Genomic DNA, 25,964 nt, shown 5'->3' with positions numbered 1-25,964 from the left:
GGAGTGTTACGTATAACGTGCTCCGTTATACGTACCATGGGCGCATTCCGCGGGTCCACCCGCGTGCTGGAACCCGGCTGCGAGCAGCCGTCGACCGCGGAGGCACCCGTGCGCACCCCCCAGCCCCACCCCACCGCCGCCGAACCCGGCGCGGCCCGGCCCACCAGCCGCGACGTGGCCCGGGCCGCCGGGGTGTCCCAGGCCACCGTCTCCCTGGTGCTCGGCGACAAGTGGCGCGGCCGGGTCTCCGCCCGCACCGCGGAACTGGTCCGCGGGGCCGCCCAGGAACTGGGCTACCGGCCCAACCTGGCCGCCCGCAGCCTGCGCCTGGGCAGCACCCGCACCGCACTCCTCGTCGTCCCGGCCCTCACCAACGAGTTCTTCGCCCGGGTCTACACCGGCGCCGCCACCGTGGCCGCCGAACACGGCTTCGGCGTCGTGCTCTACCCCTCCCCCGACGGCGTGGGCCCCGCCAGGGACCCCTTCGCCTCCGCCCGGGCCGCGCTCGACGGCGTCATCGCCTCCTCGATGGCCGCCGAGGCCCTCACCGCGATCCGGGGCAGCGACCTGCCGCTGGTGATGCTCGACAGCGACCCGGCCGACGGGGCCGCCGCGGCCCGGGTGAACCTCGACATCGCCGACGGCATGCGCCAGGTGACGGACCATCTGCTGGCCCTGGGCCACCGCGACTTCCTCCACCTGGCCTCGGCGGTGCCGTCCTGGACCTTCGACGTGCGCGCCGAGGCCCTGGCGCGGGCGCTGCGCGGGGCGAACCTGCGCACCGAACGCTCCCCGCTGCACGTCCACGACGCCCTGGAGCACACCGTCCGCGCCCTGGCCGCCCCCGGCCCCGCCCCGACCGCGATCGTCTGCGACGACGACATCCTTGCCGCCGGGGCCTGCAAGGCCGCCCGCCGGCTCGGCCTGCGGGTCCCCGAGGACGTCTCGGTGACCGGCTTCGACGACCTCGCCCTGGCGACCGCGGTGGAGCCGGAGCTCACCACGCTGCGGCTGCCCGCCGAGCGGGTCGGCGAGCGCGGCATGACGGCCCTCCTCGCCGTCCTGGCGGGCGAACGGCCCGAGGACGGGGACCTGCCGGTGGAGCTGGTGGTCCGGGGCTCCACGGGCCCCGCACGCCCCCGCCCGGCCCCCTGACGGCCCGGTGCCCCGGTCCGCGCACGAGGCGGGCCGGGGCACCGGGGTCAGGCATCGGGGTCAGCGCACCGGGCTCAGGACCCGGTGCGGGAGCGGGGTGTCACTCCTCGACGTCGTCGGACGGGTCGTCCGTCTTCGTCACGGCCGCGTTGTCCGCCTCCAGGAGGCGGGACAGCTGGCGGCCCACGATCCGCTTGAACTTGCGCTGCTGCGGACGGGTCCGGTCCAGCACCGCCACCTCGAGGCGCTCCGCGGGGATCTCCCGCTCGCTGCCGTTGGTGTCCCGGGACAGGGCCTGCACCGCGAGCTTCAGCGCCTCGGCGAGCGACATGCCGTCGCGGTGGCGCTGGTCCAGGTAGTTGCTGATCTGCTCGGCGTTGCCACCGACCGCGACCGAGCCGTGCTCGTCCACGATCGAGCCGTCGTGCGGCAGCCGGTAGATCTGGTCGCCCTCGGGCGACTGCCCGACCTCGGCGACGACCAGCTCCACCTCGTAGGGCTTCTCGCCGGCGCTGGAGAAGATCGTGCCCAGCGTCTGCGCGTACACGTTGGCCAGGCCGCGCGCGGTCACGTCGTCGCGGTCGTAGGTGTACCCGCGCAGGTCGGCGTAGCGCACGCCGCCGATGCGGAGGTTCTCGTACTCGTTGTACTTGCCGGCGGCGGCGAAGCCGATCCGGTCGTAGATCTCGCTGAACTTGTGCAGCGCGCGGGACGGGTTCTCACCGACGAAGACGATGCCGTCGGTGTACTGCAGCACGACGAGGCTGCGGCCGCGGGCGATGCCCTTGCGGGCGTACTCCGCCCGGTCCTGCATGGCCTGTGCGGGTGAGACGTAGAACGGCGTAGTCACCGGCTGTCCGTCCCTTTCTTCAGTGGCGAGTTCATCAGAGGAGGGCGGCGCGCGGACCGTCGGGCTGTTCCATCCGCCGGTCGAGGACCGAGCGGGCGATCCCGGAGGACTCCTCGTCGGTGAGGCGGCGGTAGCCCTCGTCCGTGATGACCGTGACGATCGGGAAGATCCGCCGGGCCATGTCGGGGCCGCCGGTCGCCGAGTCGTCGTCGGCCGCGTCGTACAGCGCCTGCACGACCAGGGTGGTGGCCTGCTCCTCCGTGAGGTCCTCGCGGTAGAGCTTCTTCATGGAGCCGCGGGCGAAGACCGAGCCGGAGCCCGTCGCCGCGTACCCCGTCTCCTCGGAACGGCCGCCGGTCACGTCGTACGAGAAGATGCGGCCCTTCTCCTTGTCCACGTCGAAGCCCGCGAACAGCGGGACGACCGCGAGGCCCTGCATCGCCATGCCGAGGTTGCTGCGGATCATGGTGGAGAGACGGTTCGCCTTGCCCTCGAGGGACAGCTGGACGCCCTCCACCTTCTCGAAGTGCTCCAGCTCCAGCTGGAAGAGCTTGACCATCTCCACCGCGAGGCCCGCGGTGCCCGCGATGCCCACCGCGGAGTACTCGTCGGCCGGGAACACCTTCTCGATGTCCCGCTGCGCGATCATGTTGCCCATCGTGGCGCGCCGGTCACCGGCGAGCACCACGCCCCCGGGGAACGTGACCGCGACGATGGTGGTGCCGTGCGGCGCCTCGATGTGGCCCTGCACGGGCGGCAGCGACCGCTTGCCGGGCAGCATCTCCGGCGCGTGCCCGGACAGGAAGTCCATGAAGGACGACGACCCGGGCGTCAGGAAGGCCGCCGGCAGACGCCCGGTGCTACGAGGGTTGGCTTCCACGCGATTCCTTCCGGATAGGCGGCGGCCCGCCGCGTCGAGCGGCCGGCCGATCTTGCTCTCGTGCACGGACCTTACCCGTGCGCTCGCCGGTCATCCGTCCCGGTGCGGCCGGCTCCGGCCGACGGCCCCGGGACGGACAACGAGCTTTACTGTCCGCCCTTTTGCACGAAGCTTCGTACGAAGTCCTCGGCATTTTCCTCGAGCACGTCGTCGATCTCGTCGAGAACGGAGTCCACGTCGTCCGACAGCTTCTCCTGGCGCTCCTTGAGGTCCTCCGAAGCCTGCGCCTCCTGCGCCTGCTCCTCGACCTCCTCGGTGGAACGCGTGGCCTTCTGCTGTCCGCCGCCGGTGTCCTTGGTCGCCATATCCCTCACCCCGCTCGGTTAGACCGCTTGGTTCGGTGTCTCAAGATCAGACCCTACAAGCAGGTGCTGACATCGGCCCCGTAGTTACTGCAACGTCCGGGGGCCAACCCGATGATTCCCAGCCCCCGGGACTTTCAGCCGGTCTTTCGCCCTCGGCTTGAACGTTTGGCCGGGGCGGCCCCTGCCGGGCCGCCCCGGAGCGGCTCAGCCGCCGCTCAGCACGCGTACCAGGTCCTCCGCCGTGCGGCAGCGGTCCAGCAGCTCCTTGACGTGGTTGCGGGTGCCCCGCAGCGGCTCCAGGGTGGGGACCCGCTGGAGCGAGTCGCGCCCGGGCAGGTCGAAGATGACCGAGTCCCAGGAGGCCGCGGCCACGTCGTCCGCGTACTGCTCCAGACAGCGGCCGCGGAAGTACGCGCGGGTGTCCTCGGGGGGCGCCGTCTCGGCCCGCTCGACCTCGTCCTCGGTCAGCAGCCGCTTCATCTTGCCGCGGGCCACCAGACGGTTGTAGAGGCCCTTCTCCGGGCGCACGTCGGCGTACTGCAGGTCCACCAGGTGCAGCCGGGCGGCGTCCCAGTCCAGCGAGTCGCGGCGCCGGTAGCCCTCCAGGATCTCCCGCTTGGCGATCCAGTCGAGCTCGCCGGACAGGCTCATCGGGTCGTTCTCGAGCCGGTTGAGGGTGTCCTCCCAGCGGCTCAGGACGTCCTTGGTCTGCTCGTCCGCATCGGCCCCGAAGCGCTCCTCGACGTACTTGCGGGCCAGCTCGTAGTACTCCATCTGGAGCTGTACGGCGGTCAGCGTCCGGCCGCTGCGCAGCGTCACCAGCCGGGTGAGCGACGGGTCGTGGGAGACCTGGTGCAGGGTGCGCACCGGCTGGTCCACGGCCAGGTCGACGTTGATGAAGGAGTCCTCGATCATGGAGAGCACCAGCGAGGTGGTGCCCAGCTTGAGGTAGGTCGAGATCTCGGAGAGGTTGGCGTCGCCGATGATCACGTGGAGCCTGCGGTACTTCTCGGCGTCCGCGTGCGGCTCGTCGCGGGTGTTGATGATGGGCCGCTTGAGCGTGGTCTCCAGGCCGACCTCGACCTCGAAGTAGTCGGCGCGCTGGCTGATCTGGAAGCCGTGCTCGTGGCCGTCCTGGCCGATGCCGACGCGGCCCGCGCCGGCGAAGACCTGGCGCGAGACGAAGAACGGCGTCAGGTGGCGCACGATGTCCGAGAAGGGGGTCTCCCGCTTCATCAGGTAGTTCTCGTGCGTGCCGTAGGATGCGCCCTTGTTGTCGGTGTTGTTCTTGTACAGGTGGATGGGCTGCGCGCCGGGCAGCTGTGCCGCGCGCTCCGCCGCCTCCGCCATGATCCGCTCGCCCGCCTTGTCCCACAGCACGGCGTCGCGCGGGTTGGTGATCTCCGGCGAGCTGTACTCCGGGTGCGCGTGGTCGACGTACAGCCGCGCGCCGTTGGTGAGGATGACGTTGGCCAGGCCGATGTCCTCGTCGGTGAGCTGGCTGGAGTCGGCGGCCTCGCGGGCGAGGTCGAAGCCGCGGGCGTCCCGCAGCGGGTTCTCCTCCTCGAAGTCCCAGCGGGCGCGGCGCGCCCGGTGCATCGCCGCCGCGTAGGCGTTGACGATCTGGGACGAGGTGAGCATGGCATTGGCGTTCGGGTGCCCGGGAACGGAGATGCCGTACTCCGTCTCGATGCCCATTACTCGCCGTACGGTCATGCGGCCCTCCTTGCCCGGCGGCGCCCGCGTTCGGGGGCGTCGCTCAAGTACCGCTGTTTCTCCGGTGCGTGTGCGGTGCCCGTCCCCGCACTGCGCGCTCGGCGGTACGGAAGAGCCTAGAACGCCTTTGCGCTGGTGGGGAGATCAATTCCGTCATTGCTCTGGTGTGGTTCAAGCCCCGTGGAAAGCAACAGGCTGCGGATGCCCGAGTGGCGGACATCCGCAGCCGGTCTCTGCTCTACAGGTACTGACCGGTGTTGGCCACCGTGTCGATGGAGCGTCCGGTGTCCGCGCCCTGCTTGCCGGTGACGAGCGTGCGGATGAACACGATCCGCTCGCCCTTCTTGCCGGAGATGCGGGCCCAGTCGTCCGGGTTGGTGGTGTTGGGCAGGTCCTCGTTCTCCTTGAACTCGTCCACGCACGCCTGGAGGAGGTGGGAGACCCGGATGCCCTTCTGGTTGTGGTCGAGGAAGGCCTTGATGGCCATCTTCTTCGCCCGGTCCACGATGTTCTGGATCATGGCGCCGGAGTTGAAGTCCTTGAAGTACAGGACTTCCTTGTCGCCGTTGGCGTACGTGACCTCGAGGAAGCGGTTCTCCTCGGACTCCGCGTACATCTGCTCCACGACCGACTGGATCATGGCGTGGGCGGCGCCCTCCTTCGACCCGCTGTGCTCGGACAGGTCGTCCGCGTGCAGCGGGAGGGTGGCGGTGAGGTACTTGGCGAAGATGTCCTTCGCCGCCTCCGCGTCCGGGCGCTCGATCTTGATCTTCACGTCGAGCCGGCCGGGCCGCAGGATCGCGGGGTCGATCATGTCCTCGCGGTTGGAGGCGCCGATGACGATGACGTTCTCCAGCCCCTCCACGCCGTCGATCTCGGCGAGCAGCTGCGGGACGATGGTGTTCTCCACGTCCGAGCTGACACCGGATCCGCGGGTGCGGAAGAGGGATTCCATCTCGTCGAAGAAGACGATGACGGGGGTGCCCTCGCTCGCCTTCTCCCTGGCCCGCTGGAAGACCAGGCGGATGTGCCGCTCGGTCTCGCCGACGTACTTGTTGAGGAGCTCGGGGCCCTTGATATTGAGGAAGTAGGACTTCCCCTGGGGCTGCCCGGTCACCTCGGCGACCTTCTTGGCGAGCGAGTTGGCCACGGCCTTCGCGATCAGCGTCTTGCCGCAACCGGGCGGGCCGTAGAGCAGGATGCCCTTCGGCGGCCGCAGTTCGTGCTCCTTGAAGAGGTCGGGGTAGAGGTACGGCAGCTCGACCGCGTCGCGGATCAGTTCGATCTGGTTGCCCAGACCGCCGATCTTGTCGTAGTCGACGTCCGGGACCTCTTCGAGGACGAGCTCCTCGACCTCGCTCTTCGGGACCACCTCGTACACGTAGCCGGACCTGGGTTCCAGCAGGAGGGCGTCGCCGGGGCGGATGGTGACGTCCAGCAGCGGCTCGGCGAGCCTGACCACCCGTTCCTCGTCCGTGTGCCCCACCACCAGGGCCCGCTCGCCGTCCTCGAGGATCTCCTTGAGGGTGACGATGTCCCCGGCGCGCTCGAACGCCATGGCCTCGACCACGTTCAGCGCTTCGTTGAGCATGACTTCCTGGCCGCGCCTGAGCTCTTCGAGCTCGACGCTGGGGCTGACGTTCACCCGGAGCTTGCGGCCCCCGGTGAAGATGTCCGCCGTGCCGTCCTCGTTGGCCGTCAGGAACACTCCGAAGCCGGCCGGCGGCTGCGCGAGCCGGTCGACTTCCTCCTTGAGGGCCACGATCTGGTCTCGTGCCTCACGGAGCGTGTTGGCGAGCCGCTCGTTCTGCGCGGACACGCCGGCCAGGTTGGTCTGCAGCTCGACGATCCGCTCTTCGAGAATCCTCGTATGACGCGGAGAGTCGGCGAGCTTGCGTCGCAGGACGGCGATTTCCTGCTCGAGATAGGCAACCTGACCGGCGGGGTCGTCGGACCCCCGTCCGGGCCGGATGCCGCGGTTGATGTCGTCGTCGTGGGCTGCCACGGTCCTCACCTCCTCCAAGGGGAGCTGGACGCTTCCTGACCCTACCTGGGCGGGTGGTGATTGAAACCCCTAGATCACAAAGACTGCGGGGCGTGTCCGATCTTCACCCTTGCGCTCTCCCTCACGCCAGGGGAATACCCACCCATCAACATCGGAAAGCGGGCGGAGGTATCGTCGAACCAGTCAACACCCGTCAGGGCTGGCCCGACTTACATCACTTTGCTCCACTCCGACGCAGGAAACGGCAGGCGGATATGACCGTGCGGCACGAGGCTCCCTCCACCGAAGCCGGAGAGGCCCTCGAGGTCTGGATCGACCAGGACCTGTGCACCGGCGACGGGATCTGCGCGCAGTACGCGCCGGAGGTCTTCGAGCTCGACATCGACGGACTCGCTTACGTGAAGAGTTCCGACGACGAACTCCTCCAGGACCCGGGCGCCACCACCCCGGTGCCCCTGCCGCTGCTGCGGGACGTCGTGGACTCCGCCAAGGAGTGCCCCGGCGACTGCATCCACGTGCGTCGGGTTTCGGACAGGGTCGAGGTCTACGGGCCCGACGCCGACTGACCGGCCGGGCGCGCGCCCGGGCGCCGGACCGCGCGCTCAGACCGTGCGGTCCGCGGTCCGCGCCGCGCGCACGAAGGCGCCGCCGCGCCAGGTCCAGCTGACCGCGTCCTCGCGGTCCGGGCTGGAGCGCGGCACGCTCGCCGACGAGTAGCCGAACAGCGTGGCGTCCACCACACCGGCGCGCAGGGTCAGCTCGCCGACGCTCAGGCCCTCCTTGGGCTCCAGGAGCGTGGCGACCACGCGCGCGTGCCCGTCGCGGCCCCGGGTGAGCACGTAGAGGCCGCTGGGCGGGGTGCCCGAGCCCGCGTCGCAGCGGGCCGCCGCGACCGTCTCCGGGACGCCGTCGCCGTCCAGGTCGCCCGACACCCTCTTGGTCACCACCGCGGGCGCCCCTCCGCACTCCAGCGGGAGGCGTACGCCCGCGGGGTCGGGCGCGGGCAGCACGGCCGCCCGGGCGCCGCCCGCGGCCTTCGCCGTCGTGGAGGCGGTGGCGGCGTCGGGCTGGAGCAGGGCCGCGCCGGCCACCACGGCGGCCATCGCCGCGGCGGTGGCCAGCCAGTGCACCGGACCGGGGTGGGTGTGCGCGAGGTCCGGGAGGGCGGAGGGCTGCACGCGGAGTGTCTCCTGTGGATGGTGCGGCGAGGGGTGCCCAGCATGGTGCCACACGTCACACCGGGGCGCAGCAGCGGGGTGCGGACCCGTTCGCGTACGCCAATGCCGGGCGCCAACGTGAAGGCGCCGCCGTCCGGTTCCCCGCGCGGAGGCGGGAACCGGGCGGCGGCGCCGGTGCGTTGTGCGGGTCAGCCCTTGTTGGGGCCCTCGTAGTCCTCGCCGTACGCGCCCTTGGCGGGGCGGCGGCGGCGCATCGGGGGCTCCACGCCGTCGGCGAGGCGGCGGGCGGTGACCAGGAAGCCGGTGTGGCCGATCATGCGGTGGTCCGGGCGGACCGCGAGGCCCTCCACGTGCCAGTTGCGGATCATCGACTCCCAGGGCTGCGGCTCGGCGAAGCAGCCGATCTCGCGGATCGACTCGACGGTCCGGGCGAGCTGGGTGGTCGTGGCCACGTAGCAGCAGAGGATGCCGCCGGGCACGAGCGCCTTGGAGACGGCGTCCAGGCACTCCCAGGGGGCGAGCATGTCCAGGATGACGCGGTCGACGTCGGTGTCGGACAGGTTGTCCTGGAGGTCGCCGACGGTCAGCTCCCACGCCGGGTGGGGGCCGCCGAAGTAGCGCTCGACGTTCCCCTTCGCGATCTCCGCGAAGTCCTCACGGCGCTCGTAGGAGTGCAGCATGCCCTGGTCGCCGATGGCGCGGAGCAGGAAGGAGCTCAGCGAACCGGAGCCCACCCCCGCCTCGACGACGCGCGCGCCGGGGAAGATGTCGGCGAAGGCCAGGATCTGCCCCGCGTCCTTGGGGTAGACCACGGCGGCGCCGCGGGGCATGGACAGGACGTAGTCGGGGAGCAGGGGGCGCAGCGCGAGGTAGGCGACGTTTCCCGTGGTACGGACAACACTGCCCTCGGGAGCACCGATCAGCTCGTCGTGGGGGAAAGAACCCTTGTGGGTGTGGAAGTTCTTTCCCTCTTCGAGCGTGAACGTGTAGTGGCGTCCCTTGGGGTCGGTGAGCTGGACCTGGTCCCCGACCTTGAAGGGCCCGCGACGGCGGGCGGCACCGGTCGGTTCGGACATGTGACCAGAGTACCGGGGTCAGGAGGAGGGTCGTGCCATGGCCTTCACGAAGGCCCGCTCCACGTCCGTTGCGGACAGCACCCCGTAGATCTCGCCGCCGTCCTCGACGACCAGGTACTCGCTGGCGGGGCTGGCGCGCAGGTGGTCCAGGAGCGCCTCGCCGGCCAGCTCGGCGGGGACCCGCATGCCGTCGGTGAGGTCCTTGGCCAGGCCGCTGACGGCGACCCAGGGGCGGCGGTGGACGGGGACGCCGGCGATGGCGGTCTCGCGGACCAGGGCGGTGGGCTCGCCGTGGCCGTCGACGACGACGAGCGCGCTGGCGCCCGCCTCGTTGGCGCGGCGCAGCGCCTCGGAGAGCGGGGTGTCGGAGGTGACCGGGACGGCGCGCCGGGTGAGGGCGCGGGCGCGCAGCTCGGGCAGGTGCTCGCGCAGCCGGGCCATGCGCAGGCTGTTGCCCGCGCCGGTCCAGATGATCGCGGCGAGGATCGCGGCGAGCAGCGCGTCGGTGACGGTGTCCACGCCGGTGATCTCGTCGGTGGAGTTGCCCAGGGCGCCGGTGTGGGTGAGCAGGGGCAGGCCGATCAGTACGGTGACGGCGAGCGCGCGGCCGACCCAGGCGGCGGCGACGGTGCCGCTCATCGGGCTTCCGGTGAGCTTCCACACTACGGCGCGCAGCATCCGGCCGCCGTCCAGCGGGAGGCCGGGCAGGAAGTTGAACACGGCGACGATCAGGTTGGAGATCATCAGGCCCGCGAGGAGCACGCCGGGGACGGTGCCGGGGTCGACGGCCTTCATGCCGAGGTAGAAGACGCCGGACAGGACCAGCGAGAGCAGCGGTCCGACGAAGGCGAGGACGAACTCGCGGCCGGGGGTCTCGGTCTCCTTCTCGATCTCGGAGACGCCGCCGAAGAACTGGAGCTGGATGCGGCGCACGGGCAGCTTGAAGCGCAGCGCGGCCACGGTGTGGGCCAGCTCGTGGACGAGCACGGAGGCGTAGAAGGCGACGGCGAAGAAGAGCGAGACGAGGTAGCGGAAGCCTCCGAGCTCGGGGAGCACCCGGTCGAGCTGGCCGCCGAAGACCCAGGTGATCAGGGCCGCGACCAGGAACCAGCTGGGGGCCACGTAGACCGGCACGCCGAAGATGCGGCCCATCAGGATGCCGCCGCCGGGTTCGTCCGCGCGCTTGGGCGCGGCGCCGTCGCCGCCGGGGCCGTCCGGGCCCTGGTGCTGCTCGTGGCCCGTGGTGGGGCCGGCCCCGTCAGCGCGTGTTCCCGCCGTGTCGGACCGCGGCCGCGTGCCTTCGCCGCTCTTGTCGTCCTCGTTCACGGGTTCCCTTCGTTACGAAGCGTCACTCGACCGATCATGCAATGGGAGGGGGTCGTGCGTCGATGGTATTCCGCTCGCTGTCAGTGGCGGGTCGTAGGGTCTGTGTCATGACTACGAGCCAGCAGCAGCCGGCGGGCGCCCGGCCGCCCGCGTCGCTGTCCCCGTCGCGGGCCGGCGACTTCATGCAGTGCCCCTTGCTGTACCGGTTCCGGGTCATCGACAAGCTGCCGGAGAAGCCCAGCGAGGCGGCGACGCGCGGGACGCTGGTGCACGCGGTCCTGGAGCGGCTCTTCGACGCGCCGGCGGCGGACCGCACGGCGCCGCGGGCGAAGTCGCTGGTGCCCGGGCAGTGGGACCGGCTCCTGGAGTCGCGCCCGGAGCTGGCGGAGCTGTTCGGGCAGGAGGGCGGGGACGAGCGCCTGGCGCGCTGGCTGGGCGAGGCGGAGCAGCTGGTGGAGCGGTGGTTCACGCTGGAGGACCCGACGCGCCTCGAGCCGGCGGAGCGGGAGCTGTTCGTCGAGACGGAGCTGGAATCGGGGCTGCGGCTGCGGGGTGTCATCGACCGGGTGGACGTGGCGCCGACGGGCGAGGTGCGGATCGTCGACTACAAGACGGGCAAGGCGCCGCGCCCGGAGTACAGCGAGGGCGCGCTGTTCCAGATGAAGTTCTACGCCCTGGTGGTGTGGCGGCTGAAGAAGGTGGTGCCCCGGCGGCTGCAGCTGGTGTACCTGGGCAGCGGGGACGTGCTGACGTACGACCCGGTGGAGGCGGACCTGGAGCGGGTGGAGCGCAAGCTGCACGCGCTGTGGGAGGCGATCAGGCTGGCCACCGAGACGGGCGACTGGCGGCCGCGGCCGACGAAGCTGTGCGGCTGGTGCGACCACCAGGCGGTGTGCCCGGAGTTCGGCGGGACTCCCCCGGTCTATCCGCTGCCGGTGGTCCCGGCGCGCACCGGGGAGTGACGCGGACCACGTGCCCGCGGCGGTGCGGGCGCCGGGGTCCGCGTACCGGGCGCAGGGCAGAATGGGGCGGGTCCAGGTACAGCTGCAAGAGGAGATCCCGTGGCGATCCGCGTCCTACTGGTCGACGACCAGCCGCTTCTGCGCACCGGTTTCCGGATGATCCTGGAAGCGGAGCAGGACATCGCGGTCGTCGGCGAGGCCGGTGACGGCCTGCAGGCGCTGGACCAGGTGCGGGCGCTGCAGCCCGACGTGGTGCTGATGGACATCCGCATGCCGCGGATGGACGGGGTGGAGGCGACCCGGCAGATCACCGGTCCCGGGCGGGACGGCCCGGCGAAGGTGCTGGTGCTGACCACCTTCGACCTCGACGAGTACGTGGTGGAGGCGCTGCGCGCGGGGGCCAGCGGCTTCCTGCTGAAGGACGCCCCGGCCAATGAGCTGGTGCAGGCGATCCGGGTGGTCGCGGCGGGCGAGGCGATGCTCGCGCCGAGCATCACGCGCCGGCTGCTCGACAAGTACGCGGGGCACCTGCCGTCCGGCGAGGAGCCGGTGCCGGACGCGCTCAACACGCTGACCGAGCGCGAGGTCGAGGTGCTGAAGCTGGTGGCGCGCGGCCTGTCGAACGCGGAGATCGCCGCCGACCTGTTCGTCAGCGAGACGACCGTGAAGACGCACGTGGGCCATGTGCTGACCAAGCTGGGTCTGCGCGACCGGGTGCAGGCGGCGGTGTACGCGTACGAGAGCGGTCTGGTGCGCCCCGGCGCCCAGTGAGGGCGCCCGTGGGGGCGGCGAGGACGTGACGCGTGTGGGGCCCGGGACGTCGTCCCGGGCCCCGCGCACGTCACGCGGCGGGCCGGTCAGCCCTTCTTGATCTCCCAGAAGCGGAAGACCGTGGAGGCGTCCAGGGTCCACTCCAGGCCGGTCACGTCGTCGCGGGCGACGGCGTACTGCTTGCCCTGCCACAGCGGCAGGATCGGCAGGTCGGCGGCGACGACGTCCTGGAGCTCGGCGAAGTCGGCGTCGGCCTTGGAGCGGTCGGTGGCGGCGGCGGTCGCCGGGATGAGCCTTCCGGTGATCTTCGCGTTGTCGTAGCCGTTGCCCAGGACGTTGCCCTCGCCGAAGAACGGCGCGGTGAAGTTGTCCGGGTCCGGGTAGTCGGGCACCCAGCCCTTGACGTACACGCCGTACTTGCCGGCCTTGACGTCCTTCTCGTACTGGCCGATCTCGACGGACTTGACCGTGGCGTCGAACAGGCCGCTGGAGTTGAGCTGCTTGGCGATCGCCTTGAACTCCTGGTCCGTGGCGGGGCCGTAGCGGCTCGGCGTGGACCACAGCGTGAGCTTGACCTTGCCCTTGACGCCCGCGTCCTGGAGCGCCTTGCGGGCCTTGGCGGGCTGCGGGCGGTCGCCGTAGGCGTCGAAGAAGGCGGTGTTGTGGCCCGCGATGCCGGCCGGGACGATCGAGTACAGCGGGCTCGCGGTGGACCGGTGGACGTCCCGGACCAGCGCGTCGCGGTCGACGAGGTACGCGATGGCCTGGCGGACGCCCTTCTTGCCGACGACGGGGTCCTTGACGTTGAAGACCAGGTGCTGGACCTCGGCGCTGCTGCCCTCGACGACCTTGACGCCGCTGCCGGTGCCGGTGTCGGCCTGCAGGGCGGCGATGTCGTCGGCGGCCAGGCCGCGGTAGGCGACGTCGACGTCGCCCTTCTTCAGGGCGGCGGCGAGCGCCTCGCGGTCGCCCTTGAAGAACTTCAGCGTGACGCCGGTGTTCTTGGGCTTGGCCGTGCCCTTGTACTCGGGGTTGACCGAGAAGGCGGCCTCGCCGTCGGAGAAGGAGTCGAGCTTGTACGGACCCGAGCCGACGGCCTTGCCGTCGGTGCGCAGCTTGCCGTCGTCGTACGAGTGGTGGTCGACGATCGAGCCGGCGCCGGAGGCTATCTTGCTCGGGAAGGTGGCGTCGGGGACCTTGAGGCGGAAGACGACGGTCTTCGCGTCGGGGGTCTCGATCGCCCCGATGGTGCTGAGCAGCGGCGCCGGGCCGGCGTCGTCGTCGATCTTCAGCGCGCGCTCGAAGGAGAACTTCACGTCCTCGCTGGTGAGTTCGGAGCCGTTGCTGAACTTCAGGCCGTCGCGCAGGGTGCAGCGGTAGACCTTGCTGCCGCCCTTGTCGAAGGCGCAGTTCTCGGCGGCGTCCGGCTGGGGCTTGGAGCCGCCCTTGGGGAAGGCCATCAGGGACTGGAAGACGTTGTTGAACAGCAGCCAGGAGCCGGGGTCGTAGCCCGCGGCGGGGTCGGTCGCCAGGACCTCGTCGGACATGCCGACCCGGACGGAGTCGCCGGAGCCGGACGAGCCGCCCTTCTCCGTACCGCAACCGCTCAGCAGTGCGGCCGCGACGCCCGCGGCGAGCGGGGCCGTCAGCCACTTGTTGTGTGCCTTCACAGAACCTTGCCTTTGGCTCTCAGGGATCCGGTGATCGCGTGAGCCGGCCGCGCCGGGTGGCGCGGCCGGGGTACTGAAACTGCGGGGTGACCGACCGCGGCGCGGGTGCCGGCCGGATCAGGCGTTGCCGCGGGCCAGCTCCCACAGCAGCAGGTCGGAGGAGGAGTTCAGGGAGAACTCGACCCCGGTCAGCCCGTCGCGGGCGGCGACGTACTGCTTGCCCTGCCACAGCGGCAGCACCGGCACGTCGTCGGCGACGATCTTCTGGAGCTGGGTGAACGCCGGGGAGGCGGCGTTGCGGTCGGCGGGGCGGCGCGACTGCGGGATGAGCTTGCCGCGCGCCTCGGCGTTCACGTACGGCGTGTTGAGGAAGTTGTCGACGTCCAGGAACGGCGCGATGTAGTTGTCCGGGTCCGGGTAGTCGGGGAACCAGCCGAGGCCGTAGACCGCGTAGTCGCCGCGCTTCTGGGCGGGCCGGAACTCGGCCCACTCGGTGCCCTTGACCTGCACGTCGAACAGCTTGGTCGCGTTGAGCTGGTCGCGCAGGGAGGCGAACTCCTCGGCGGTGCCGGAGCCGTAGTGGTCGGTCGTGTAGTGGAGCGTCAGCTTGACGGGGGTCTTCACGCCCGCGTCACGCAGGATGCCCTGGGCCTTCTTCTGGTCGGGCTCGCCGTACTTGTTGAAGAAGGAGTTGGAGTGGGCGGCGATGCTGGAGGGGATCAGCGAGTAGAGCGGCTCGGCGGTGTTGCCGTACACCTTCCCGGTGATCTTCGAGCGGTCGACGACGGCGGCCATGGCCTGGCGGACGGCCTTGTCCTTGACCTCGGGCGCCTTGGTGTTGAAGCCCAGGTAGCGGATCTCCAGGCCGGGCACCTCGGTGACGCGCACGCCCTTGACCGGCTTGTCGTTCATGTCCTTGACCTGCTCGGGGGACATGGTGCGGGCCATCATGTCGATGCCGCCGTCCTCGAGCGCCGCGCCCATGGCGCCGGCGTCGGCGAAGGAGCGCAGTTCGACCTTGTCGTTGCGGAGCTTGATGTCGCCGCGGTAGTTCGGGTTCCTGGTGAAGACGGCCTTGGTGAGCTGCCCGTCCTTCACCTCGGCCTTGAGGGTGTACGGGCCGGAGCCGCTCACGTCGAAGCCGGTGCGCAGCTTCTTCGCCGGGTAGTCGTCGCGGCTGAGGATGCCGGCGACGGGCGTGGAGAGCTTGTACGGGAACGTGGCGTCGGAGGTCTTCAGGTGGAAGACGACCTCCCGGTCGCCCTTGGTGTCGACCCCGGCGACGTTGGCGAGCAGTGCGGCCGTTCCGTTGTCGGACTTGATGTCCAGGACGCGCTCGACGGAGTACTTCACGTCCTCGGCGGTGATGGCCTTGCCGTTGGCGAACTTCAGGCCCTCGCGCAGCTCGCAGCGGTAGGTGCGGCTGGCGGAGTCGGTGAAGGCGCAGCTCTCGGCGGCCTCGGGGACCGGGACGCCCTCGCCGCGCGGGGTGTGCATCAGGGTCTGGACGGTCTGGCGGAGCACGTTCCAGGTGCCGGTGTCGTACGCGAACGCCGGGTCGAAGGGCGCCGGGGCGTCGTCGGTGGCGACGAACTGGTCCGTGGTGCCCACGACAATGGTCTTGCCTCCGCTCGCGGTGCCTTCCGTGGTGCCGCACGCGGCGAGCACGGGGGCGAGCAGACCGACGGCAGCCGGCAGCACCCATGTCTTGCGGTTCATCCTGGGGACCTTCTCCTCATCCGGCACTGGGTACAGCGGTGGTTCGATGCGCTCCGCCGCGGCCGCCCGGTCGGGGCGGGTGATCGGGCCGGGATGTCATGCGATCAAACCTGTGAACACGGCGGCGTGCGGGCCGCCGGGGCACACGGAGAGTGCGGCGAAGTTCTCGCGAAGAGCCTAGTAGGCGCACCAGGTCGGCTTGACCGGCCGGGAGTTGGGCCCTGTTCGGACAGCGATCGGGCATGCGGGCGGATCGATGACCATGCGCGGGAACGTTTCGTGCAGGTGATCACCAATCAGGACACATGGACGCGCCGAAAGGGCCGGATGACGCTTTCCGGCCGTGTTGATCCGGCCGGGTGGGCGCGACTGTGGGTGAGCAAGGTCACGCGTGAAGTACGGCATGGGAGCTGTCGCCCCGGAGCTGCGGAAACGGGCCGGGCGCGCCCCGTCGGGGGCGCGCCCGGTCACGTTCCGTAGTGGGGGCCGAGGCCCCGGCGGGCTCAGGCGGTGGGCACCAGCGTCCTCAGGAAGCCCAGGTCGACCTCTTCCAGCGAGGAGACGACGACCCGGCCCTCGGCGGGCGCGATGGGCGCCACCGACGGCACGGCCACCACCCGGCAGCCGGCCGCCTCGGCCGCGGCCACCCCGGTCGCGGTGTCCTCCACGACCGCGCAGCGGGCCGGGTCGGCGCCGACGCCCCGGGCGGCGAAGAGGTACGGGTCGGGGTGCGGCTTGGTGCGGGGCACCTCGTCACCGGCCACGGTGAGGGTGAAGCGGTCCGGGCCCAGCGAGTGCAGCACCCGGTCGATGATGCGCCGGTGCGAGGCGGAGACCAGGGCGGTCGGCACCCGGTGCAGGGCCAGTTCGGCCAGCAGCCGCTCGGCGCCCGGCATCAGGGGCACGCCCCGGCCGATGCGCCGCTCGAAGCGCTCGTTGAGCAGGACGGTCAGCTCGTCGAGCGTGACGTCGGCGCCGGTGGACTCGATGAGGAACCCGGCGCTGCGGGTCATCGGGCCGCCCACCACCACGTCGCGCCAGGACTCGTCGAGCCGGTGGCCGAGGTCGGCGAAGACCTCGACCTCGGCGTCCCACCAGAACCCCTCGGTGTCGACGAGGGTGCCGTCCATGTCGAGGAAGACGGCCTGCAGGGCCGAACCCCCGGCGGTACGGACAAGGGACGCGGGGACCGTACTGGTCATCCGGCACACCTCCAAGGCTCAAGAGGGACGAGAAGGCCGGCCGTCCTCCCAGTTCGGGAGGGCGACCGGCCTGCACTGGACCGACCAGTGTACGTCCCGCCCCTCGTGGCCGCCTGGAGATACGGCGGCGGCCGGGCGACGGTCCGGTTACCTCGCGTTGAAGTACTTGGCGTCGGGGTGGTGGATGACGATGGCGTCGGTGGACTGCTCCGGGTGCAGCTGGAACTCCTCGGAGAGGTGCACGCCGATCCGCTCGGGCCGCAGCAGCTCGGCGATCTTCGCCCGGTCCTCCAGGTCCGGGCAGGCGCCGTAGCCGAGGGAGAAGCGGGCGCCGCGGTACTTCAGCGCGAACATGTCCTCGACGTCCTGCGGGTCCTCGCCGCCGAAGCCGAGCTCGGAACGGACCCGGGCGTGCCAGTACTCGGCCAGGGCCTCGGCCAACTGCACGGAGAGGCCGTGCAGTTCGAGGTAGTCGCGGTAGGAGTCGGCCTCGAAGAGCTGGGCCGTGGCCTCGCCGATCTTGGAGCCGACGGTGACGACCTGCAGGCCCACCACGTCGGTCTCGCCGGACTCCTCGGGGCGGAAGAAGTCCGCGAGGCAGAGCCGGCGGCCGCGGCGCTGGCGCGGGAAGGTGAAGCGGGTGCGCTCGGTGCCGTCGTCGTTGAGCAGGACCAGGTCGTCGCCCTTGGAGTAGCAGGGGAAGTAGCCGTGCACCACGGCCGCCTCCAGCAGGTTCCTGGTGTGCAGCTGCTCCAGCCAGCCGCGCAGCCGGGGCCTGCCCTCGGTCTCCACCAGCTCCTCGTAGCTGGGCCCGTCACCGGCCCGGGCCTGCTTCAGCCCCCACTGGCCCTTGAAGAGCGCGCCCTCGTCCAGCCAGGACGCGTACTCCTTGAGCGGGATGCCCTTGACCACGCGGGTGCCCCAGAACGGCGGCTCGGGGATCCGGTTGTCCACGGCGACGTCCGAGCGCACCGCGCCCTCGGGCTCCTCGACCTCCAGGACGGCGGTGTCGCGCTTGGGCACCCGGCGCTGCTTGAGCTCGGGCAGGGTCGCCCCGGGCACACCGCGCTTGACCGCGATCAGGGCGTCCATCAGGCGCAGCCCCTCGAACGCGTCGCGGGCGTAGCGCACCTCGCCCTCGTAGATCTCGTGCAGGTCCTGCTCGACGTAGGCCCGGGTCAGGGCCGCGCCACCGAGGATGACCGGGTAGTCCGCGGCCATCTTGCGCTGGTTCAGCTCTTCCAGGTTCTCCTTCATGATGACCGTGGACTTCACCAGCAGGCCGGACATGCCGATCACGTCGGCCTTGTGCTCCTCGGCGGCCTCCAGGATCGCCGAGACGGGCTGCTTGATCCCCAGGTTCACCACGTTGTAGCCGTTGTTGGACAGGATGATGTCCACCAGGTTCTTGCCGATGTCGTGCACGTCGCCGCGGACCGTGGCCAGCACGATGGTGCCCTTGCCCTCCGCGTCCGACTTCTCCATGTGCGGCTCCAGGTGCGCCACGGCGTTCTTCATCACCTCGGCGGACTGGAGCACGAACGGCAGCTGCATCTGGCCCGAGCCGAACAGCTCGCCCACGACCTTCATGCCCTCCAGGAGGGTGTCGTTGACGATGTCGAGGGCGGGGCGCTCGGTGAGGGCCTCGTCGAGGTCGGCCTCCAGGCCGTTGCGCTCGCCGTCGATGATCCGGCGCCGCAGCCGCTCCTCGAGCGGCAGCGCGGCCAGTTCCTCCGCCTTGCCCGCCTTCAGCGACTTCGCGGTGGCGCCCTCGAACAGGGCCATGAGCTTCTGCAGCGGGTCGTAGCCCTCGGCGCGCCGGTCGTAGATCAGGTCGAGGGCGGTGGTGACCTGCTCCTCCTCGAACCGCGCGATGGGCAGGATCTTGGAGGCGTGCACGATGGCCGAGTCCAGGCCCGCCTTGACGCACTCGTCCAGGAAGACCGAGTTGAGCAGGATGCGGGCGGCCGGGTTGAGGCCGAAGGAGATGTTCGACAGGCCGAGCGTGGTCTGCACGTCCGGGTGGCGGCGCTTGAGCTCGCGGATCGCCTCGATGGTGGCGATGCCGTCCTTGCGGGACTCCTCCTGGCCGGTGCAGATGGTGAAGGTCAGGGTGTCCATCAGGATGTCGGACTCGTGGATGCCCCAGTTGGCGGTGAGGTCGTCGATCAGGCGCTCGGCGATCTCGACCTTCTTCTCCGGGGTGCGGGCCTGGCCCTCCTCGTCGATGGTCAGCGCGATCAGCGCGGCGCCGTGCTCCTGGGCCAGGCGGGTGACCTTGGCGAAGCGGGACTCGGGGCCGTCGCCGTCCTCGTAGTTGACCGAGTTGATGACGGCGCGCCCGCCGAGCTTCTCCAGACCGGCCTGCAGGACCTCGACCTCGGTGGAGTCCAGCACGATCGGCAGGGTGGAGGCGGTGGCGAACCGGCCGGCCAGCTCGGCCATGTCGGCCACGCCGTCACGGCCCACGTAGTCCACGCACAGGTCCAGCATGTGCGCGCCCTCGCGGATCTGGTCGCGCGCCATCTCCACGCAGTCGTCCCAGCGGGCCTCCAGCATCGCCTCGCGGAACTTCTTCGACCCGTTCGCGTTCGTCCGCTCACCGATCGCCATGTACGCCGTGTCCTGCCGGAACGGCACCGTCTGGTACAGCGACGCCGCACCCGGCTCGGGCTGCGGGGTGCGGGGGGTGGGCTGTGCGCCGCGCACCCGCTCCACGACCTGGCGCAGGTGCTCCGGGGTCGTACCGCAGCAGCCGCCGACCAGCGACAGGCCGTACTCGCGGACGAACGTCTCCTGGGCGTCGGCCAGTTCGGCGGCCGACAGCGGGTAGTGGGCGCCGTCCTTGCCGAGCACGGGCAGACCGGCGTTGGGCATGCAGGACAGCGGGACGCGCGAGTGGCGGGCGAGGTAGCGCAGGTGCTCGCTCATCTCGGCGGGGCCGGTGGCGCAGTTGAGGCCGATCATGTCGATGCCCAGCGGCTCCAGGGCCGTCAGGGCCGCACCGATCTCCGAGCCGAGCAGCATGGTGCCGGTCGTCTCGACGGTGACGGAGACGATGAGGGGGACCCGCAGGCCGGTGGTCTCCAGGGCGCGGCGGGCGCCGAGGACGGAGGCCTTGGTCTGGAGGAGGTCCTGGGTGGTCTCGACGAGCAGCGCGTCGGCGCCGCCCGCGATCAGGCCCTCGGCGTTCTGCTGGTAGGCGTCGCGCAGCGCCCGGTACGGGGCGTGCCCCAGGGTCGGCAGCTTGGTGCCCGGACCCATCGAGCCCAGCACCCACCGCTGCTGCCCCGTCGAGGCGGTGAACTCGTCCGCCACCTCACGAGCGACCCGCGCACCGGACTCCGACAGCTCGAAGACCCGCTCGGGAATGTCGTACTCCCCCAGCGCCGCCAGGTTCGCCCCGAAGGTGTTGGTCTCCACGCAGTCCACGCCGACGGCGAAGTACGCCTCGTGCACCGAGCGCACGATGTCGGGACGGGTGACGTTGAGGATCTCGTTGCAGCCTTCGAGCTGCTCGAAGTCGTCGAGGGAGGGGTCCTGCGCCTGGAGCATCGTGCCCATCGCGCCGTCGGCCACCACCACCCGGGTGGCGAGCGCTTCGCGCAGCGCGTCGGCGCGGGTCCTGCTGTCAGCGGAAGGGGTCGGCGACGAGGCCATGGATGTGCTCCCTGGGATGCGACGGCTGTCGGCTTTGCGCCTTCGGGGGAAGGCGCACCGGGCCAGGGTAACGGTGCGGGCCCCGGCGTGGACACGGTGTCCCAACCGGCGGACCGCGCGTCGCGGCCGGTACGGTGCGGCCGGATTCGGCCGTTGGAGTGCCGGGGCCGGATCCGCGCTGATGACACACAGGTCGACATGGACCGATAGTGTTCAGCATTGTCGAACCACAGATGAAGACAGTGCAGACGGACGACGAAGCGGAGAGAGGCCGACCGATGGCGAAGAACATCCAGTCGCTCGAACGGGCGGCGGCGATGCTGCGGTTGCTCGCCGGCGGCGAGCGCCGCCTCGGCCTGTCCGACATCGCCTCCTCGCTGGGCCTCGCCAAGGGCACCGCGCACGGCATCCTGCGCACCCTCCAGGCGGAGGGCTTCGTCGAGCAGGACAGCGCCTCGGGCCGCTACCAGCTGGGCGCGGAGCTGCTCCGGCTCGGCAACAGCTACCTGGACGTGCACGAGCTGCGGGCCCGCGCCCTGGTGTGGACCGACGACCTGGCCCGCTCCAGCGGCGAGAGCGTCCACCTGGGCGTGCTGCACCAGCAGGGCGTACTGATCGTGCACCACGTCTTCCGGCCGGACGACAGCCGCCAGGTCCTGGAGGTGGGGGCCATGCAGCCGCTGCACTCCACGGCCCTGGGCAAGGTGCTCTCGGCCTTCGACCCGGTGGCGCACAGCGAGGCGCTGGAGGTGGAGCGCGAGGCGTTCACCCCGCGCACGGTGACCGGCGCGGAGGACTTCGAGGCGGTGCTCGACCTGGCCCGCGCGCGGGGCTGGGCCGCGGACGTCGAGGAGACCTGGGAGGGCGTGGCCTCGGTGGCCGCGCCGGTGCACGACCGGCACCGGATGCCGGTCGGCGCGGTCGCCATCACGGGGGCCGTGGAGCGGGTCTGCCAGGGCGCGGAGCTGCGCCCCGAGCTGGTCGCGGCGGTACGGGACTGTGCCCGCGCGGTCTCCAGGGATCTGGGCGCCCGGCGTTTCTAACGAATCGGGTTTGAGCCACACGGAGTCTTGACTCACTGGTAACCCGGGGCAAGACTTTCGTACATCGGTCGGCATTGTCGAACACCTACCGGCTATACGCGCTAGAGTGTGACAACGCCACGGGCCGGAACGCCCTCACCTGAGGGCGCGGACCACCGGAGGGAACCCGGGGTCCGCCTTCCCCTGGACGAAGGACAAAGGAGTCGCGGGTGTCCAGCTCCGACATCTTCATCGGCGAGACCATCGGTACCGCCGTACTCATCCTGCTCGGCGGTGGCGTCTGCGCCGCGGTCACGCTCAAGAGCTCCAAGGCGCGCGGCGCCGGATGGCTGGCCATCACCTTCGGGTGGGGCTTCGCGGTGCTCACCGGCGCCTACATCTCCGCCCCGCTCTCGGGCGCGCACCTCAACCCGGCGGTCACCGTCGGCCTCGCCGTCAAGAGCGGTGAGTGGGGCGACGTACCGCTGTACATCGCCTCGCAGATGTTCGGCGCGCTGATCGGCGCCACGCTGGTGTGGCTCGCCTACTACGGCCAGTTCCGCGCCCACCTGACCGACCACGAGATCGTCGGCGGCCCGGGCTCCCAGGCCACCAAGTCGGTCGAGGCCCAGGAGTCGGCGGCCGGCCCGGTGCTCGGGATCTTCTCCACCGGCCCCGAGATCCGCAACCCCGTGCAGAACCTGGCCACCGAGGTCATCGGCACGTTCGTGCTGGTCCTGGCGATCCTCACGCAGGGCCTGAACGGCGACGGCAAGGGCCTGGGCACGATAGGCGTCCTGATCACCTCCCTCGTCGTGGTCGGCATCGGCCTCTCGCTGGGCGGCCCCACCGGGTACGCCATCAACCCGGCCCGCGACCTCGGCCCCCGCATCGTCCACGCACTGCTGCCCCTGCCCAACAAGGGCGGCTCCGACTGGGGCTACGCGTACGTCCCCGTGATCGGCCCGCTCGTCGGCGCCGCCCTCGCGGGCGGCCTCTACAACGTCGCGTTCGCCTGAGCCGCGGCGCCGTACCTCCCGGCACCACGCAGAGCCGCACCCCGCAGACTTCCCGAGCAGGAGCACACCGTGACCGACGCACACACCACCGGCCCCTTCATCGCGGCGATCGACCAGGGCACCACGTCCAGCCGCTGCATCGTCTTCGACCGCGACGGGCGCATCGTCTCCGTCGACCAGAAGGAGCACGAGCAGATCTTCCCCAAGCCGGGCTGGGTCGAGCACGACGCCACCGAGATCTGGACCAACGTCCAGGAGGTCGTGGCCGGCGCGATCGAGAAGGCCGGCATCACCGCCGCCGACGTCAAGGCGATCGGCATCACCAACCAGCGCGAGACCACCCTGCTGTGGGACCGCCACACCGGCGAGCCGGTGCACAACGCCATCGTCTGGCAGGACACCCGCACCGACGCGCTCTGCCGGGAGCTGGGCCGCAACGTCGGCCAGGACCGCTTCCGCCGCGAGACCGGCCTCCCGCTGGCCTCGTACTTCTCCGGCCCCAAGGTCCGCTGGCTGCTGGACAACGTCGAGGGCCTGCGCGAGCGCGCCGAGGCCGGGGACGTCCTCTTCGGCACCATGGACTCCTGGGTCATCTGGAACCTGACCGGCGGCACCGACGGCGGCGTCCACGTCACCGACGTCACCAACGCCTCGCGCACCATGCTGATGAACCTGCACGAGATGGCCTGGGACGAGCGCATCCTGCACTCGATGGGCATCCCGGCGGCCGTGCTGCCCGAGATCCGCTCCTCCGCCGAGGTGTACGGCGCGGCCAAGGGCGGCGTCCTCGACGGCGTCCCGGTCGCCTCCGCGCTCGGCGACCAGCAGGCGGCCCTGTTCGGCCAGACCTGCTTCTCCGAGGGCGAGGCCAAGTCCACGTACGGCACCGGCACCTTCATGCTGATGAACACCGGTGACAAGCCCGTCAACTCCTACAACGGCCTGCTGACCACCGTCGGCTACCGCATCGGCGACCAGAAGCCGGTGTACGCCCTGGAGGGCTCGATCGCCGTCACCGGCTCGCTGGTGCAGTGGATGCGCGACCAGATGGGCATGATCAAGACCGCCGCGGAGATCGAGACCCTGGCCTCCTCCGTCGAGGACAACGGCGGCGCCTACTTCGTGCCCGCCTTCTCCGGCCTGTTCGCCCCCTACTGGCGCTCCGACGCCCGGGGCGTCATCGCCGGCCTCACCCGGTACGTGACCCGCGCGCACATCGCCCGTGCCGTGCTGGAGGCCACCGCCTGGCAGACCCGCGAGATCACCGACGCCATGACCAAGGACTCCGGCGTCGAGCTGGCCGCCCTGAAGGTCGACGGCGGCATGACCTCCAACAACCTGCTGATGCAGACCCTCTCGGACTTCCTGGACGCCCCCGTGGTGCGCCCGATGGTCGCCGAGACGACCTGCCTCGGCGCCGCCTACGCCGCCGGCCTGGCCGTCGGCTTCTGGCCGGACACCGACGCGCTGCGCGCCAACTGGCGCCGGGCCGCCGAATGGACCCCTCGCATGGACGCCGACCAGCGTGAGAGCGAGTACAAGAACTGGCTCAAGGCCGTGGAGCGGACCATGGGCTGGATCGAGGACGAGGAGTAATCGACATGACCACCCTGCAGAGCGTCCCGTCGCTCGGGACGCACCCGGCCTCCGGCTCGAACCCGAGCCGCGCCGAAACCCGGGAGCGACTCGGCAAGGCGACGTACGACCTCCTGGTCATAGGCGGCGGCATCCTGGGCATCTCCACCGCCTGGCACGCCGCGCAGTCCGGTCTGCGGGTGGCCCTGGTGGACGCCGGCGACTTCGCCGGCGCCACCTCCTCCGCCTCCTCCAAGCTGCTCCACGGCGGTCTGCGCTACCTGCAGACCGGCGCGGTGAAGCTGGTCGCGGAGAACCACTTCGAGCGGCGCGCGGTCTCCCGCCAGGTGGCCCCGCACCTCGCCAACCCGCTCACCTTCTACCTGCCGGTGTACAAGGGCGGCCCGCACGGCGCCGCCAAGCTGGGCGCGGGCGTCTTCGCGTACAGCGCGCTCTCCGCGTTCGGCGACGGCGTCGGGCACCTGCTGTCCCCGGCCAAGGCCGCCCAGGACGTGCCGGAGCTGCGCACCGACAACCTCAGGGCCGTGGCCGTGTACGGCGACGACCAGATGAACGACGCGCGCATGGCGCTGATGACCGTGCGCGCCGCGGTCGAGTCCGGCGCGACCGTGCTCAACCACGCCGAGGTCACCGGACTGCGCTTCACCCGCGGCCGGGTCACCGGCGCCGAGCTGCGCGACCGGCTGTCCGGCGAGGAGTTCGGCGTCGACGCCCGCCTGGTGCTCAACGCGACCGGCCCGTGGGTGGACCACCTGCGCAAGCTGGAGGACCCCGGCGCGGCGCCGTCGATCCGGCTGTCCAAGGGCGCGCACCTGGTCCTCAAGCGCACCGCCCCCTGGAAGGCCGCGCTGGCCACGCCGATCGACAAGTACCGCATCACCTTCGCGCTGCCGTGGGAGGACATGCTCCTGCTCGGCACCACCGACGAGGAGTTCGAGGGCGACCCGCGCGACGTGGCCGTCAACGACAAGGACGTCACCCAGATCCTGGACGAGGCCGCGTTCTCCATCCGCGACCAGCAGCTGTCCCGCGACCTGATCACGTACTCCTTCGCCGGCCTGCGGGTGCTGCCCGGCGGGCCCGGCGACACCTCCAAGGCCAAGCGCGAGACGGTGGTGACCGAGGGCCGCGGCGGGATGCTGTCGGTGGCCGGCGGCAAGTGGACGACCTTCCGCCACATCGGCCGCACGGTCATGAAGAAGCTGCAGGAGCTGCCCGGCCACCCGCTCGGCGAGGACCACGAGTCGGTGTCCGCGCTGCCGAAGAAGCTGCCGCTGCCCGGCATCGCCAACCCGCGCGCGGTGGCCCACCGGCTGCTCGTGGACGGCCCGGCGCCCGGTCCGCGGATGGCGGCCGACACCGCCAGGCACCTGGCCACGCACTACGGTTCGCTCTCCTTCGACATCGCGCGGCTGGCGAACGAGAACCCGGAGCTGGCCGAGCGGGTGCACCCGGACGCGCCGGAGATCTGGGCGCAGGTCGTGTACGCGCGCGACCACGAGTGGGCCGAGACGGCGGACGACGTGCTGCGCCGCCGCACCACGCTGACCATCCGCGGCCTGGCGACGGACGACGTCCGCGCGAAGGTCGAGGACCTGCTCGGCAAGGAGTAGCCAGGAGCGGGCGGTACGGAGGTCCCGAGGGGGCGGCCACCGTGGTGGCCGCCCCCTCGGCGCGGGCGGGGGCCCCGCACCCCGGGGGCCCCCGGCCGGGGCCCCCCCCCCCCCCCCCCACCCCACACCCCCCGGGGGCAGACCCAACAATAAATTTAAAATGCTAACTCAAAAACGAA

20 protein-coding genes are annotated in these 25,964 nt (G+C 71.1%); 8 read left to right on the top strand and 12 right to left on the bottom strand.

The window, feature by feature from the left end; all coding sequences use genetic code 11:
- Nucleotides 1-36 precede the first annotated feature (36 nt).
- The gene (locus tag ABT160_RS18230; protein ID WP_351648634.1) at nucleotides 37-1,155 is read left to right on the top strand and encodes a LacI family DNA-binding transcriptional regulator; all 1,119 of its coding nucleotides are present in this window, start codon (nucleotides 37-39) and stop codon (nucleotides 1,153-1,155) included.
- Nucleotides 1,156-1,255: 100 nt separating this feature from the next.
- On the opposite strand, the gene prcA is transcribed toward ABT160_RS18230, so the two are convergent.
- From prcA to arc, 5 genes are all read right to left on the bottom strand, one after another.
- A complete protein-coding gene (prcA, locus tag ABT160_RS18225; protein ID WP_351648632.1) occupies nucleotides 1,256-2,005 on the bottom strand; it encodes a proteasome subunit alpha in 750 nt (249 codons plus the stop codon).
- A 34-nt stretch (nucleotides 2,006-2,039) separates the two neighbouring features.
- Entirely contained in the window at nucleotides 2,040-2,885 is an 846-nt protein-coding gene (prcB, locus tag ABT160_RS18220; protein ID WP_351648631.1) for a proteasome subunit beta, read from the bottom strand.
- A 146-nt stretch (nucleotides 2,886-3,031) separates the two neighbouring features.
- The gene (locus tag ABT160_RS18215) at nucleotides 3,032-3,250 is read right to left on the bottom strand and encodes a ubiquitin-like protein Pup (RefSeq protein ID WP_030918434.1); all 219 of its coding nucleotides are present in this window, start codon (nucleotides 3,248-3,250) and stop codon (nucleotides 3,032-3,034) included.
- A gap of 204 nt (nucleotides 3,251-3,454) precedes the next feature.
- Nucleotides 3,455-4,966, bottom strand: a complete 1,512-nt coding sequence (dop, locus tag ABT160_RS18210) for a depupylase/deamidase Dop (protein ID WP_351648630.1) — start codon at nucleotides 4,964-4,966, stop codon at nucleotides 3,455-3,457.
- Nucleotides 4,967-5,204: 238 nt separating this feature from the next.
- Nucleotides 5,205-6,971: a proteasome ATPase gene (arc, locus tag ABT160_RS18205; protein ID WP_351648628.1), complete on the bottom strand. Its 1,767-nt coding sequence runs from the start codon at nucleotides 6,969-6,971 to the stop codon at nucleotides 5,205-5,207.
- Nucleotides 6,972-7,225: 254 nt separating this feature from the next.
- Here arc and ABT160_RS18200 point away from each other — a divergent pair, with 254 nt between their 5' ends.
- Nucleotides 7,226-7,537, top strand: coding sequence for a ferredoxin (locus ABT160_RS18200; protein WP_351648627.1), 312 nt, complete (start codon nucleotides 7,226-7,228; stop codon nucleotides 7,535-7,537).
- A 36-nt stretch (nucleotides 7,538-7,573) separates the two neighbouring features.
- Here the strand turns inward: ABT160_RS18200 and ABT160_RS18195 are convergent, their stop codons facing one another.
- From ABT160_RS18195 to ABT160_RS18185, 3 genes are all read right to left on the bottom strand, one after another.
- Nucleotides 7,574-8,149: a hypothetical protein gene (locus tag ABT160_RS18195; protein ID WP_351648626.1), complete on the bottom strand. Its 576-nt coding sequence runs from the start codon at nucleotides 8,147-8,149 to the stop codon at nucleotides 7,574-7,576.
- A 188-nt stretch (nucleotides 8,150-8,337) separates the two neighbouring features.
- Complete coding sequence (locus ABT160_RS18190; RefSeq protein WP_351648624.1) at nucleotides 8,338-9,225, bottom strand: tRNA (adenine-N1)-methyltransferase; 888 nt, start codon at nucleotides 9,223-9,225, stop codon at nucleotides 8,338-8,340.
- A gap of 18 nt (nucleotides 9,226-9,243) precedes the next feature.
- Entirely contained in the window at nucleotides 9,244-10,551 is a 1,308-nt protein-coding gene (locus tag ABT160_RS18185) for a site-2 protease family protein (RefSeq protein WP_502984256.1), read from the bottom strand.
- A gap of 107 nt (nucleotides 10,552-10,658) precedes the next feature.
- Here ABT160_RS18185 and ABT160_RS18180 point away from each other — a divergent pair, with 107 nt between their 5' ends.
- Nucleotides 10,659-11,513: a RecB family exonuclease gene (locus ABT160_RS18180; RefSeq protein ID WP_351648623.1), complete on the top strand. Its 855-nt coding sequence runs from the start codon at nucleotides 10,659-10,661 to the stop codon at nucleotides 11,511-11,513.
- 99 nt (nucleotides 11,514-11,612) lie between these two features.
- Nucleotides 11,613-12,284, top strand: coding sequence for a response regulator (locus ABT160_RS18175; RefSeq protein ID WP_175411589.1), 672 nt, complete (start codon nucleotides 11,613-11,615; stop codon nucleotides 12,282-12,284).
- An 86-nt stretch (nucleotides 12,285-12,370) separates the two neighbouring features.
- Here the strand turns inward: ABT160_RS18175 and ABT160_RS18170 are convergent, their stop codons facing one another.
- The 4 genes from ABT160_RS18170 to metH all read right to left on the bottom strand — a co-directional run bounded on the left by ABT160_RS18170 (nucleotide 12,371) and on the right by metH (nucleotide 20,535).
- Nucleotides 12,371-13,954 carry an ABC transporter substrate-binding protein gene (locus tag ABT160_RS18170; RefSeq protein WP_351648622.1) on the bottom strand — a complete coding sequence of 528 codons (1,584 nt, stop codon included), beginning with the start codon at nucleotides 13,952-13,954 and terminating at the stop codon, nucleotides 12,371-12,373.
- 117 nt (nucleotides 13,955-14,071) lie between these two features.
- Complete coding sequence (locus ABT160_RS18165) at nucleotides 14,072-15,673, bottom strand: ABC transporter substrate-binding protein (protein ID WP_351648621.1); 1,602 nt, start codon at nucleotides 15,671-15,673, stop codon at nucleotides 14,072-14,074.
- 503 nt (nucleotides 15,674-16,176) lie between these two features.
- Nucleotides 16,177-16,875, bottom strand: coding sequence for an HAD family hydrolase (locus ABT160_RS18160; protein ID WP_351648620.1), 699 nt, complete (start codon nucleotides 16,873-16,875; stop codon nucleotides 16,177-16,179).
- A gap of 147 nt (nucleotides 16,876-17,022) precedes the next feature.
- On the bottom strand, nucleotides 17,023-20,535 hold the full coding sequence (gene metH / locus ABT160_RS18155; RefSeq protein ID WP_351648618.1) for a methionine synthase: 3,513 nt from the start codon (nucleotides 20,533-20,535) through the stop codon (nucleotides 17,023-17,025).
- A gap of 278 nt (nucleotides 20,536-20,813) precedes the next feature.
- On the opposite strand from metH, the gene ABT160_RS18150 reads away from it, so the two are divergent.
- From ABT160_RS18150 to ABT160_RS18135, 4 genes are all read left to right on the top strand, one after another.
- A complete protein-coding gene (locus ABT160_RS18150; RefSeq protein ID WP_351648617.1) occupies nucleotides 20,814-21,578 on the top strand; it encodes an IclR family transcriptional regulator in 765 nt (254 codons plus the stop codon).
- A gap of 209 nt (nucleotides 21,579-21,787) precedes the next feature.
- A complete protein-coding gene (locus ABT160_RS18145; protein ID WP_351648616.1) occupies nucleotides 21,788-22,576 on the top strand; it encodes an MIP/aquaporin family protein in 789 nt (262 codons plus the stop codon).
- A gap of 69 nt (nucleotides 22,577-22,645) precedes the next feature.
- Nucleotides 22,646-24,172 (top strand): glycerol kinase GlpK, encoded by a 1,527-nt coding sequence (gene glpK, locus ABT160_RS18140; RefSeq protein ID WP_351648614.1) that lies wholly within the window; start codon nucleotides 22,646-22,648, stop codon nucleotides 24,170-24,172.
- A gap of 5 nt (nucleotides 24,173-24,177) precedes the next feature.
- Complete coding sequence (locus ABT160_RS18135; RefSeq protein ID WP_351648613.1) at nucleotides 24,178-25,785, top strand: glycerol-3-phosphate dehydrogenase/oxidase; 1,608 nt, start codon at nucleotides 24,178-24,180, stop codon at nucleotides 25,783-25,785.
- The last annotated feature ends 179 nt before the right edge of the window (nucleotides 25,786-25,964 follow it).

This window comes from Streptomyces sp. NPDC001941, assembly GCF_040296945.1.
Taxonomy (GTDB): Bacteria; Actinomycetota; Actinomycetes; order Streptomycetales; family Streptomycetaceae; genus Streptomyces.
Note: the sequence above shows the minus strand (reverse complement) of the source record. Positions and strands in the feature narration are given on the sequence as shown.